The 12728-nt window shown below is 64.5% G+C and carries 11 protein-coding genes; 1 reads left to right on the forward strand and 10 read right to left on the reverse strand.

From position 1 onward, the window contains the following. Positions 1 to 73 precede the first annotated feature (73 nt). Entirely contained in the window at positions 74 to 970 is an 897-nt protein-coding gene (locus tag ACQY5B_RS20270) for a LysR family transcriptional regulator (protein ID WP_420328598.1), read from the forward strand. Positions 971 to 1046: 76 nt separating this feature from the next. On the opposite strand, the gene ACQY5B_RS20275 is transcribed toward ACQY5B_RS20270, so the two are convergent. The 10 genes from ACQY5B_RS20275 to ACQY5B_RS20320 form a co-directional block, all read right to left on the reverse strand. Continuing rightward, positions 1047 to 2102 (reverse strand): phosphotransferase family protein, encoded by a 1056-nt coding sequence (locus ACQY5B_RS20275; protein WP_420327743.1) that lies wholly within the window; start codon positions 2100 to 2102, stop codon positions 1047 to 1049. 30 nt (positions 2103 to 2132) lie between these two features. Then, on the reverse strand, positions 2133 to 4220 hold the full coding sequence (locus tag ACQY5B_RS20280; RefSeq protein WP_420327742.1) for a 3-hydroxyacyl-CoA dehydrogenase NAD-binding domain-containing protein: 2088 nt from the start codon (positions 4218 to 4220) through the stop codon (positions 2133 to 2135). Positions 4221 to 4234: 14 nt separating this feature from the next. Next, positions 4235 to 5425: an acetyl-CoA C-acyltransferase gene (locus ACQY5B_RS20285; protein ID WP_420327741.1), complete on the reverse strand. Its 1191-nt coding sequence runs from the start codon at positions 5423 to 5425 to the stop codon at positions 4235 to 4237. Positions 5426 to 5437: 12 nt separating this feature from the next. Further along, positions 5438 to 6898 carry an aldehyde dehydrogenase family protein gene (locus ACQY5B_RS20290; protein ID WP_420327740.1) on the reverse strand — a complete coding sequence of 487 codons (1461 nt, stop codon included), beginning with the start codon at positions 6896 to 6898 and terminating at the stop codon, positions 5438 to 5440. 16 nt (positions 6899 to 6914) lie between these two features. Further along, positions 6915 to 7310 carry a carboxymuconolactone decarboxylase family protein gene (locus ACQY5B_RS20295; protein WP_305970742.1) on the reverse strand — a complete coding sequence of 132 codons (396 nt, stop codon included), beginning with the start codon at positions 7308 to 7310 and terminating at the stop codon, positions 6915 to 6917. Positions 7311 to 7337: 27 nt separating this feature from the next. Beyond that, positions 7338 to 8510 (reverse strand): CaiB/BaiF CoA transferase family protein, encoded by a 1173-nt coding sequence (locus ACQY5B_RS20300; RefSeq protein ID WP_305970743.1) that lies wholly within the window; start codon positions 8508 to 8510, stop codon positions 7338 to 7340. Further along, a complete protein-coding gene (locus ACQY5B_RS20305; RefSeq protein WP_305970744.1) occupies positions 8507 to 9379 on the reverse strand; it encodes an NAD(P)-dependent oxidoreductase in 873 nt (290 codons plus the stop codon). The genes ACQY5B_RS20300 and ACQY5B_RS20305 overlap by 4 nt, the downstream gene beginning before the upstream one ends. A gap of 1 nt (position 9380) precedes the next feature. Further along, positions 9381 to 10616 carry an acyl-CoA dehydrogenase family protein gene (locus ACQY5B_RS20310; RefSeq protein ID WP_420327739.1) on the reverse strand — a complete coding sequence of 412 codons (1236 nt, stop codon included), beginning with the start codon at positions 10614 to 10616 and terminating at the stop codon, positions 9381 to 9383. A gap of 119 nt (positions 10617 to 10735) precedes the next feature. Next, positions 10736 to 11506 (reverse strand): SDR family NAD(P)-dependent oxidoreductase, encoded by a 771-nt coding sequence (locus ACQY5B_RS20315; protein WP_420327738.1) that lies wholly within the window; start codon positions 11504 to 11506, stop codon positions 10736 to 10738. Positions 11507 to 11532: 26 nt separating this feature from the next. Next, on the reverse strand, positions 11533 to 12723 hold the full coding sequence (locus ACQY5B_RS20320; protein ID WP_420327737.1) for a mandelate racemase/muconate lactonizing enzyme family protein: 1191 nt from the start codon (positions 12721 to 12723) through the stop codon (positions 11533 to 11535). Positions 12724 to 12728 lie beyond the last annotated feature (5 nt).

The raw sequence follows: 12728 nt of genomic DNA on the forward strand, positions 1-12728 counted from the left end.
TTTTTGCAGGATTATCTGCTGTTATCCGCGGAATACATTGGTATTTTCACATTACTTCATGCGGAAATGGAATATGAGACCCAGACGCTTCCTGCCTTCGATTCGACAGTTGCTGGCCCTGGACGCCGTAGTGCGGCACCGCTCGGTCACCGCGGCGGCCTGCGAGCTTGATCTGACGCAAAGCACGGTAAGCCGGCTGATCCTGTCGCTGGAGGAGCAGTTGGGGACCGAGCTTTTCACCCGCCAGCGCAAGCGGTTGGTGCCGAAATCGGCGGCATTGGCCTATCAGAAGGATGTTGGCGCGGCGCTCGACCTGATTCAGAGCGCGAGCACCCGGGTTGTGGCGAACCCGGACGGCGGCACGCTGTCGCTTGCGGTGCTGCCCACCTTTGCAACCCGCTGGCTGGGACCCAGGCTGGGGCATTTCCTGCAGCAGCATCCGGGGGTGTCGGTGAATCTCTCGACGCGGATCAAACGGTTCGATTTCTCGGCCGAGGTTTTCGACGCCGCCATCTATTACGGTGAAGCCGACTGGCCCGCTGTCAGGCACCTTAGGCTGTTCGAAGAGCGCGCCACCGCATGCGCGGCACCCGAATACATTGCTGCGGCGCAGTTGTCAGGCCCCGCCGATCTGACCGAGCATTCCCTGCTCTACCTGGAGTCCCGGCCCGATGCCTGGGGCGATTGGTTCCACGCGCACGACGTCACGGCATCAATCGGCGGCGGCATGATGGTCGACCAGTTTTCCATGATGATCCAGGCCGCGATTTCCGGCATCGGAATCGCGCTGCTACCCGATTACATCGCCCAGGCCGAGATCGCCGAAGGCCGGTTGCAGCCCTTGTACAAGCAAGCTGTACCAATGCGCGGCGCCTACTGGATGGCCTGGCCGGAGGAAAACTCCGATGTGCCACCTCTGCGCGCGCTGAGAAACTGGCTGGAAGCCGAGGTATCGACAACGGGGAGTTGACCGCTTTGCCTTTCGACACCCACCGGGTCGTCCCGGAACGCCCTGGCGGCGTGTGGCCGCCAGAGATCGAAAGCCCCTAGAAATGCGCCTCGACGATCCGCCAGGCATTCTCGGCCCGGACCCGGGCAAGATGTCCCAGTTCGAGCGCCTTTCGTGACGAAGAGTTTCCGTCCAGCCCACGCTTGTAGACGCCCTGGATGATGGCGGCGCTGCGGAAGAAGGAAAAAACGACGAAGAACAGATGATTGTCGATCCGGTCACGCCCGGAGTACCGACGATAAAGTTCGACGAACTCCTGCTCTGTCGGGATGCCCAGGGCCGTGAAATCGAGACCCTTGAACCGGCCTGTGGGCAGGTTGTCGGCGTGGTAAAGCGCGCAGACATAGCCAAGGTCGGCCAGCGGGTGGCCCAGGGTGCAAAGCTCCCAGTCAAGCAGCGCGATGACCTCGGGACTGTCCGCCGCGGCGATGGCATTGCCGGGCCGGAAATCGCCGTGAACGATGGCGGCCTCATCATCCGCCGGCAGGTTGGCAGGCAGCCAGTCCATCAGCTTGTCCATCGCGGTGATGGTCTCGGTCTCGGTGGCGGCGTACTGCTTTGACCAGCGCGCCACCTGGCGGGAGAGATAGCCCTGCGGGCGTCCGAAATCCTTCAGTCCCACCGCCTCGGGCCGGACCGTGTGCAGGTCGGCCAGCGCCTTGATGAAACTGGCGTAGAAGGCCCGGCGCTCGGGCGGTGTAAGGCCCGGCAGGCTGGGATCATGAAAAACCCGACCCGCGACCATTTCCATCACATAGAAATCGGTGCCGATCACGGAAGGGTCCTGGCACAGGTGCAGCATTCTCGGAACCGGCACCGGGGTGTCGCGAAGCGCGTGCATCACCCGGTATTCCCGGTCGACCGCATGCGCAGAAGGCAGGAGCGTACCGGGTGGTTTCTTACGCAGCACGTAGCGCTTTCCGCCGGCAGAGAGCTGATAGGTCGGGTTGCTCTGCCCGGCGTTGAACTGGCGCACCTCCAAAGGCCCCGAAAAGCCGGGCAGGTGTTGGACCAGATGGGCCTCCAATGCCCGTTCGTCGAAGCTGAGGGCGTCGCTGACCTCAATCAGGGCGGGGCCGCTATTTTCACTCATGTCTCTGTCCTTTCGTCCTGCATCGCCGGATCATCCATTCAGGTCCGCGAAGCTGCGCCCCTCTCGTTCCATCTGGCGCAGCAGGTCCGGCACCTGCCAGAATTGCGGATCTTCCTCGGCATAGGTCTCTATGCGGTGGATCAGTTCCGCTGGACCGATCCTGTCGGCCTGGTGCATCGGCCCGCCGCGATGGCGCGGGAAGCCGTAGCCGAAGAGTTCAACCGCATCGATGTCCACCGGGCGCAGGGCGATGCCTTCCTCCAGTACGCGCACCGCCTCGGCGATCATCGCGGTCAGGCAGCGGTCGACGATCTGGGCTGCCGTGAAGCGATCCGGGGAGATGCCAAGGGCCCTGCGCACGGCCTCGACGATCTTCACCGCGCCGGGGTTCGGCCCGGTGACCTTGCCGCCTTCATAGAGGTAGTAGCCACGGCTGGTCTTGCGCCCGAACCAGCCTTCTTCGCAGATCAGGTCGGCGATAGGTGAATAGCGCTCGTCGGGTGGCCGGGTCGCCGCCTTGCGGTCACGGGTGGCCTTGGCGATGTCCAACCCGGCCAGGTCGGAGACGGCGAAAGGGCCCATTGCAAAGCCGAAGCCCTCAAGCGCGGCGTCAATCTCGTCGAAACCGGCGCCGTCAAGCAGCAGGTACTCGGCCGCGCGGCGATAATGCGTCAGGATGCGGTTGCCTATGAAGCCGTCGCAGACCCCGGCCCGCACCGGCACCTTGCCCAGCCCGCGGACCAGCGCAAAGGCGGTTGCCACGGTCTCGGATGCGGTCTTGTCGGCTGCGACCACCTCGACCAGCCGCATGATATGGGCAGGGGAAAAGAAATGCAGACCGAGAACGCTGCCGGGCCGCCCAGTGGCTGCGGCAATCCGGTTCACGTCAAGGTAGGAGGTGTTCGTTGCAAGGATCGCATCCGGCTTGCAAACCGCGTCGAGCTTTTTGAAAAGCGCCGTCTTGGCATCCATGTCCTCGAAGATCGCCTCGATGACCAGATCGGCCCCGGCTGCGGCCTCCAGGCTGTCGGTCGCGGTCAGCCGGGCCAGCGCGGCAGCATGTCCGGCCGCATTCAGCTTGCCGCGTTTCAAGGCACCGGCGAGGTTGGCTTCCACGCCTGCGCGGGCGGTGGCAATCCGATCGGACTGCGCTTCGATCACCTTTACATCATGTCCACCAATGAGCAGCGCCGTCGCAATGCCCACGCCCATCGTGCCACCGCCAATCACGGCCACTTCGCCGATCGTGCGTGGGGCAACGTCCTTCTCGGGAATCCGCCCGGTGGCGCGTTCGGCAAAGAAGGCATGTACCAACCCGGCACGTTCCTCACCCGCCATCAGTTCCATGAAGAGCGCGCGCTCAAGGGTCAGTCCCGCGTCGATTGGCAGGGTGGCAGCGGAAACTGCCTCCAGCGCCTTGAGCGGTGCAGACAAGGCGGGGCGCTTGGCGGTAAGTTTTTGACGCGCCGCATCAATCGCGCCTTGGTCTTCCTCCACGCACAACACGTCGGTCTGACGGGGGGCCAAGCGGCCCGCCAGCACGTCGCGCGCCGCGGCAATACCGGCCTCGCGCGCCGGGGCCTCTGCAAGCCGGTCGAGTATGCCTGCCTCCAACGCTTCCTCGGCGCCGACCTCGCGTCCGGTGCAGATGATGTCGATGGCCTTGGCCAACCCGGTCAGACGGGGCAGGCGCTGCGCGCCCCCTGCGCCCGGCAGCAGCCCCAGCTTGACCTCCGGCAGACCAATCCGCAGCCGCTGCACCCCAACGCGGATGTGACAGGCCAGGGCCAGTTCCAGCGCGCCGCCGAAAGCCACTCCGTGCAGCGCCGCCACGACCGGCTTGGCGCTGTCGTTCAGCGCCTTGAGCACCTGCGGCAAGGTCGGCTCCACGTCTGCCTTGCCGAAATCCTTGATGTCGGCCCCGGCCGAAAAGAACCGCCCCTCACCATAGAGTACGATGGCCCGGATGCCGGCATCCTCCAGCAAGGTTTGGTGCGCATTGTGAACGGCATCGCGCAGCGCCACCCCGAGCGCGTTGACCGGCGGCTTGGCAAGGCGGATCAACCCGATCTCACCTTCGGTTTCGATCTGGACGATGGGGTTTGCGGCGTCCTTCATGGCTCTGCCCTCCTTCATTCCGTGCGCTCGATAATCAGCGCGATGCCCTGCCCAAAGCCGATGCACATCGACAGGCAGGCATAGCGCCCGCCGGTGGCCTCCAGCTGTCGCAGCCCGGTCAGGACAAGCCGCGCGCCAGAGGCGCCCAGCGGATGACCCAGTGCAATGGCACCGCCGTTGGGGTTGAGCCGCGAATCCTCTGGCGTGATTTTCAGCGCCGCGCAGCAGGCCAGCACCTGCGGTGCAAAGGCCTCGTTGATCTCGATCACATCCATCTGCGCCAGACTCAACCCGGCGCGGTCCAGCGCCTTCGGGATGGCAATGGCCGGCCCGATGCCCATGACCCGCGGCGGCACGCCCGCCACCGCCCCGGCAAGGATACGCGCACGCGGCCGCGGCCCCAGGCCCCGCCGACCGATCAGGAGCGCCGCGGCACCGTCGTTGATGCCCGAGGCATTGGCGGCGGTCACAACGCCCTCGGGGTCGAGCGGGCGCAGGCGCGCCATCTTTTCGAAACCGGTGTCGGGCCGCGGGTGTTCGTCTTCGGTCACGGTGGTCTCGACACCCTTGCGACCCGAAATGGTGACCGGCGTAATCTCGTCGTCGTAGAAGCCCCGCGCGCGTGCGGTTTGGTACTTCTGCTGGCTGCCCGCCGCGAAATGGTCACATGCCGCGCGGGTCAGGTCGAACTCCCGCGCCAGGTTGTCGGCGGTCTGCGGCATGGTCTCGCTGCCAAAGCGTTCGCGGAAGGCCGGGTTTGGGAAAGGCTTTCCGGCGGTGGCATCGTGGATCTCGGACTGCCGACTCCAGGCCGCCGGGGACTTCGGCAGAACGAAGGGCGCGCGGGTCATGCTTTCGACCCCGCCCGCGACGCACAACTCTCCCTCGCCCAGCGTCACCGCGCGCGCCACGTCGAGCGCCGCCGACATGCTTGAGCCACAGAGCCGGTTGACCGTTTGCGCACCGGTGCTTTCCGGCAGCCCCGCCAGCAACGCGGAAAAACGTGCGACATTGCGACTGTCCTCGCCCGACTGGCAGACATTGCCGATGACCACGTCCTCTACGGCCTCGGACGAGAGGTCGCTGCGGTTCATCAGTGCAGCGATCACCTGGGCCATCAGGTCGTCAGGGCGGATGCCGGCCAGCACACCGCCGTGGCGGCCAAAGGCGCTGCGCAGACCGTCATAGATATAGGCGTCCAACATGGTTTTCTCCGTTCAGGCCGCGGTGAAGCGACCGGCCTTTTCCATGGCCTCGATCGAAGGCATCACCTTGACCTCAAGGTATTCCTCCAGCCCGAAGGCCCCGCCCTCGCGGCCATTGCCGGATTGCTTGTAACCTCCGAAGGGCGAGCCGTAGCTGGCCCCCTGCCCATTGATCGCGACCACGCCGGCACGCAGTCCTGCGGCCACCCGCCGGGCACGCGCGGCGCTGCCGGTCTGAACATAGGAGGCCAGGCCGTAGTCGCTGTCGTTGGCAATGCGGAGCGCCTCTTCCTCGTCGTCGAAGGGGATGATCGAGAGCACCGGGCCGAAGATCTCTTCGCGCGCGATGCGCATGTCATTGGTGACATCGGCAAAGACCGTGGGCTTGACGAACCAGCCCCGGTCGATGCCATCGGGCCGCCCGAGGCCGCCGGCCAACAGCCGCGCGCCTGCGTCCAGGCCCGCCTGTATCATTTCTTGCACCCGGTCGTATTGCATCCGATCGAAAAGCGGGCCGATATGGTCGCCCGCCTTCGACGGGTCGCCCACCCTCTGTGCCTCGGCCGTGGCGCGCACCAACTCCAGCACGCGGTCGTAGCAGTCGCGCTCTACCAGCATCCGGGTCGGCGCATTGCACCCCTGCCCCGTGTTGAGAAAACAGCGTTTGACCGAAGCCGGCACGCAGGTTTCCAGGTCCGCATCCGCAAAGACGATATTGGCCGACTTGCCGCCCAGTTCCAACGCCACTCGCTTGACCGTCGCGGCGCTGTCACGCGAGACCATTGCCCCGGCGCGGGTCGAGCCGGTAAAGGACATCATCGCGATATCCGGATGACGCGACAGCGCCGCGCCGACACCGGTACCATCGCCGAAGACGAGGTTGAAGACGCCCGGCGGGATCCCCGCCGCGTGCACACATTCGGCAAAAATCGCAGCCGAGAGCGGCGTGTGCTCGGAAGGTTTCAACACGCAGGTCGCCCCCACGGCCAAGGCCGGCATCACCTTCTGTGCGATCTGGTTGATCGGCCAGTTCCAGGGCGTGATCAGTCCGCAGACGCCGATCGGTTCCTTGCGGATGATATCTCCGTTGGGCAGCGCATAGCTCTCGTCCAAGGCCTCCAACGCGTCGATAAAGGCAGCCGCATGGCGCGGGCCGCAGCCGGCCTGCGCGTTGACGGCCAAGGTGATCGGCGCGCCCATCTCCTGGCTGATGGCCTGGCCCATATCGTCCAGCCGGTTCTCCAGCGCCGCCTTCAGCGCGCGCAAATGGATCAGCCGTTCTTCCCGGGACGTCCGGGAATAGCTCTCGAAGGCGCGGGTGGCCGCGGCGACGGCCCGATCCACTTCCGCCGCCGTGCCCAGTGTGACGGTGCCGATCTGCGCTTCGGTCGCAGGATTCAGGATCGCGAAATCCTGCCCGCCGTGCCCCGCCACCCAGGCGCCATCGATGTAGTGCTTGTCGAGTGTTGTCACGTGTCCCGCCTTCCTGTCACTTGTCCGCCGCATCCAGCAGGCCGCGGTCTTCCAGCACCTTGCGGGCGTGTCGGAAACATTCGAGCGATTGTGGGACGCCGCAGTAGATGCCGATGATGTGGATGATCGAGCGGATTTCGTCCTTGCTGACGCCGTTGGTGATGGCGCCGTGGCAATGGATCTCCCATTCGTGCATCTTGCCGAGCGCCGCCAGCATCACGAGATTGAGCATCGAGCGGGTCTTGTGATCGATGGTGTCGTCGCCCCAGCCGAAGCCCCAGCACCAGGCCGTCATCGCCTCCTGAAAGGGACGACTGAAATCGTCGGCGGCCGCGAGGTTGCGCTCGACGTATTCCGCGCCGACCACCTTCTTGCGCTGTTCCAGCCCAAGCTCGAAAAATTTGTCATCCATGTTGTCTGTCCTTGTCCTGCGAGTTGGTCACGCGACCACACCCTCCGCATAGAGTGTGTCGATCTGTTCCTTGCCGTAGCCCAGCTCATTGAGGATCTGGCGAGTGTGCTGGCCAACGGTGGGCGATTGCGCCTGCGGGTCACCGGGCCGGAAGGCGGGCATTCCGGGTATGTTGGGCACCGGCCAAGGGTCATTGGCACCCGCCTGTTGCAACCAAGAGAAGACGCCCACGGCTTCGGCCTGGGGATGGTGCACCAGTTCGCGGTAGGTCTGGACCACCTCGTTCTGCAATCCGGCCTTGCTGAGCAGCTCCGATAGCTCTTCCGCTTTCCAGTCGGCGGTGAAACGGCCCACGTAGTCATTGAGGACATCGATTTCAGCCAGCCGTCCGGCGATGGTGTGATACTTCGTTTCGGCCCAGAGCTCGTCGAGCTTCAGCAGGTCGCAGAAGATCTTGAACTCGCGGTCCCGGACAATGTTGATTTGAATGTGTCCATCGGAGGTCTTGAAAGTCCCGGACGGGGCGGTAGAGGCGCGACGCGGTCCGGTACGGTAGCCGCTGAGCAGGCGCACCGCCTGAATGCTTGCCGCGGCCTCCAGCAGGCTGACCTCGATCTTGCGACCCTCGGCGCCATCCTTGCGAGCATAGAGCGCCGCCGCCAGCGCCTGCTGAGCATAGAGTCCGGTGGACATGTCGAAATAGCTGACCGGGGTGTGATGAGGTGTTCCGTCGGGGCCGGTGTTTTCGGCCACAAAGCCACTGAAGGCCTGCAGCATCGGGTCCATCGCCGGGCGGTCGCGCATAGGGCCGCATTGGCCGAAGCCCGAGATCGAGACATAGATCAGCCCCGGGTTCATCTCGCGCAGCCGTTCATAACCATAGCCCAGCCGTTCGGCGACGCCGGGGCGATAACCCTCGATGAAGACATCGGCCTCCGCGATCAGCTTGGCGGCGATCTCGCGGCTGGGCTCGGCTTTGAGGTTCATGGCCAACGCCCGCTTGCCGCAATTTGCGACGATGGAATACGCGGTATGGTCGCCATAGACGCCGCCAATCAGACGCGCCCAGTCGCCGCCCTGCGGCTCGACCTTGATGACGTCGGCCCCCTGCTGCGCCATCAGCATGCCGCAGTAGGGACCCGCGAGGCCCTGGCTAAAATCCACCACCTTCAACCCTTCGTAGGGACGCTCGAAACTCATGACGCACTCCTTTTTTCAAGCACCTCGAAGACGCGGGTGAAATCAGACTGCGGCGGCAGCGCCTCTTCGACCTGCTGCCAGATTTCGGCCACCCGCTGGCCCATCAGGTTCGACGTGCCCGCCTCCTCGACGAACTGGCTGTAGAGCCGCACGTCCTTGTTCAGAAGCTCGGCAAAGAAGCCCGCGTCGTAGCTGCCGGTGAGGATGCGGTTGGGAAACTTGTCCTCGATGGCGGTATTGTTGCCGGTCGAGACTTTCACCACGTCGAGGATGGTCTTCATCTCTACCCCGTGCGAAAGACCAAACAGCACCGCCTCGGAACTTGCGGCCATCGCGGTGGCGGAAAGGAAGTTGTTCAGGAGCTTCACCGCCTGCCCCTGCCCCGGCGTGTCGCCGACGTGGAAGGTGTTTCGGCTGAACAGGTCAAGCACCGGCTGGTGACGCTCCAACTCGGCCTTCGGGCCGGACCAGATCACGGTAATCGCCGCCTTGAGCGCCCCCTGCCGTCCTCCGCTTACCGGGGCGTCGATGAAGGTCATGCCCGCGCCGGTCAGCGCGGCGCAGGCTTGCTTGGCGGCCGCGGGGCCGATAGTCGACATGTCGATGACGACCTTGCCCGCCACATCCGGTAGCGCGGCGATCTCGGCTGCCACGGCGTTGACGATGTTGCCATCGGGCAACGACAAAAAGAGGGTATCGGCGCTGGCGACCACCTCTGACAAGCTGCCCGCCTCGGTGGCACCCTCGGGCGCGCGACCCGGCACTCGGTCATAGCAGATCAGCGGCGTGGCGCCCTGGGCGATGAAGGCTGCCATGGGCTCACCCATCTGGCCGAGGCCGACAAAGCCGATGGTTTCGGGAAGGGACATCTCAGCGCTCCTCGGTCTGATACTTGCGCAACTCAAGCCGCGCGATCTGGTTCTGGTGGACTTCGTCGGGGCCATCGGCCAGACGGATGGCGCGCGCCCGGGCATAGGCATACGACAGGCCGAAATCGTTTGAGACGCCGGCGGCGCCATGCGCCTGAATCGCCCAATCAATGACCTGGGCGGCCATGTTGGGGGCGACCACCTTGATCATGCCGATCTCCTTCCGGGCTTCCTTGTTGCCGACCTTGTCCATCCGGTCCGCTGCTTTCAGCGTCAGAAGCCGGGCCTGGTCGATCAGGATGCGCGACTGGGCGATGCGCTCGCGTGTGACGCCCTGATCGGACAGGAGCTTGCCGAAGGGCCGACGTTCGAGCGACCGCCTGCACATCTTCTCAAGCGCGACTTCGGCCTGCCCGATCATCCGCATGCAATGATGGATGCGTCCCGGTCCAAGCCGTCCCTGCGCGATCTCGAAGCCGCGGCCCTCGCCGAGAAGGATGTTGGCGGCGGGAACGCGAACGTTGTCATAGATGATTTCACCGTGCCCGTGCGGCGCGTCGGAAAAGCCGAACACCGGGATCATCCGCTTGATCGTCAGGCCGGGGGTATCGCGCGGAACCAGGATCATGCTCTGCTGGCGGTAGGGCTCGGCCTCGGGGTCGGTCTTGCCCATGACGATGAACAGCTTGCAGCGACTGTCGCCGGAACCTGAGGTCCACCACTTGCGGCCGTTGATGACATATTCGTCGCCATCGCGCTTGATCGTCAGGCTGATGTTGCGTGCATCAGACGAGGCGACTTCCGGCTCGGTCATCGAAAAACATGACCGGATCTCGCCCGCCAGCAGAGGCTCCATCCATTCCTTTTTCTGCGCCTCGGTGCCGAAGCGCTCCAGCGTCTCCATGTTGCCGGTGTCGGGCGCCGAGCAGTTGAAGACCTCGGCCGACCACGGCGCGCGCCCCATGATCTCGCAGAGGGGCGCGTATTCGAGGTTGGTCAGCCCGCCGCCGCGGCGGCTTTCCGGCAGAAAGAGGTTCCACAGCCCGGCTTCGCGGGCCTTGGGTTTGAGCTCCTCGATGATTGGAACCGCACCCCAGTTTTCCCAGTGCTCGACGCCATAACCCATCTCCTGCAATTGCAGCGCATACAGGTCCTGATTGGGATAAATGTGTTCCTGCATGAAGGCCGTTAGCCGGGCGCTGAGGTCCTTGACCTTGGGGCTGGGATCGAAATCCATTGATATATCTCCATTTTTTCGGCGCGGGGCCTGTGTTCAGGCCGCAGAAAACCACCGGCTCGAATTGAGCCGTTGCGCCATCTCCTGCGGCGATGTCAGATGTTCAGATCAGATCGGCGCTATGGGCCGACAATGGTGGTTCCGCCGTCCACGACGATGACCTCTCCGGTGATGAACCTCGCCGCTGGACCGGCCAGGAAAGTCGCGACGCCGCCGATGTCCTCGGGCTCGCCCAGACGCCGGACCGGCGTGCGGGCAATGCGGTCGTCGCGCAGGGTGGGGTTCTCCCAGAGCGCGCGGGCGAAATCGGTCTTCACCAGCCCCGGCATGATGCAGTTCACAGTGATGTTCTTCGGCCCCCATTCGACCGCCAGCGAGCGGGTCACGCCGACGTCCGCGGTTTTCGAGATGCCGTAGGCGCCCAGGGTGGCGGAGCCGCGCAACCCACCGATAGAAGAGACGATGATGAAGGCGCCGCCCCCTACCTCGGCCATTTGCGGCATGGCGGCATTGGCGAACCAGATGGCGCTGTGCACGTTCGACGTCATCACCTTGTCAAAGGCCTCGTCCGAGAGTTCGGCCAATGGCCCGTAGACCGGATTGACCGCGGCGTTGGCAACGAAGATGTCGATGCGACCCCAAGTTTCATGCGTCTTGGCCACCAGTGCCTCGCATTCGTCGCGGCGCGAAATGTTGCAGGCCACGGCAATGGCTTCGCCGCCCTCCGCCTCGATCTCCTTCACCGCCGCCTCGCAGGCTTCGATCTTGCGGCTGGCGATGGCCACCTTCGCGCCCATCGCGGCCAGGTGATGTGCGATGGAAAGGCCGATTCCCTTGCTGCCGCCGGTGACGATGGCGACCTTGCCGGTGAGGGAGAATGGGTTCTTCATGTTTCTGTCTGCTCCGTTCGTGTCACTCATGCCGGCTCGTCGCCCATGCGCAGTTGCAGCCGGTCGTCGGCGTAGGGATTGGCCTCGGCCACCTCTTCGTCCAGTTCGACCCCCAGACCGGGCGCCGCGGGTGGGATGATGTAGCCCTCTTCCCATTGGATCGGCGTCTTGAGGATCTCGGCATGAAAGCCACCCCATTGCTCGATCCCCTCCATGATCAGGAAATTCGGGCTACAGGCCGAAAGCTGGATATTGGCGGCACCCACGATCGGACCGCAGAAAAGATGCGGCGCGATCTGGGCGTGGAACGCCTCGCCCATCGAGGCGATCTTCTTGGCCTCCAGGAGGCCCCCCACCCGACCAAGGTTCATTTGCAGGATCGAGGCCGCGTCCTGACGCAGAAGATCGGCGAATTCGTACTTGGTGGTCAGCCGCTCGCCGGTGGCAACCGGGATGCGCGTGCCCTGCGCCACCCGCGCCATGCCGGCGATATTGTCTGGCGGCGTCGGTTCCTCGAACCACAGCGGATCATGCGGCTCCAGCCGCCGCGCCAGACGTAGCGCGCCCGAGGGCGACATCTCGCCGTGGGTGCCAATCAGGATATCGCAGCGCGCACCCACCGCCTCGCGCACCCGCGCGGTGTAACGGTCGGCGAAATCCAGCGTCTCCATCGACAGTTGCCGCGGATCGAAGGCGGTATAGGGCCGCGCTGGATCGAACTTGAGCGCGGTAAACCCCTGTGCCAAATACTCCAGCGCACGTTCGGCCGCGGCATCGGGATCGTCGTAGACCTTCTTGTTCGACGCCGCTTCGGGCGGGGCATTGAGATAGGTGTAGCTGCGCAACCGCGCGTGCACCTGGCCGCCGAGAAGCTCGTAGATCGGCTTGTCCAGCGCCTTGCCGATGATGTCCCAAAGCGCCATCTCGATGCCGCTGAAAATACCCATGACCGTTGGATCGGGGCGTTGGGAGAAGCCGGCGGAATAGACATGACGGAAGTGGCGTTCGATCTTGAACGGGTCGGCGCCTTCGAAATGCCGAGCGAAGAGGTCGTCGATCATCGCTGTCAACGCCTTGGGGTGAAAGGCTACGCCATAGACTTCGCCATATCCGACGATTCCGGTGTCGGTGGTCACCTTGACGAAGACCCAGTAGGGCCCGCCCCGGTGGATCGATGCGTTGCCGACCACGAAGGTTTTGATATCCTTGATCTTCATCTCAA

It is taken from the genome of Antarctobacter sp. (assembly GCF_965277915.1).
Taxonomy (GTDB): Bacteria; Pseudomonadota; Alphaproteobacteria; order Rhodobacterales; family Rhodobacteraceae; genus Antarctobacter.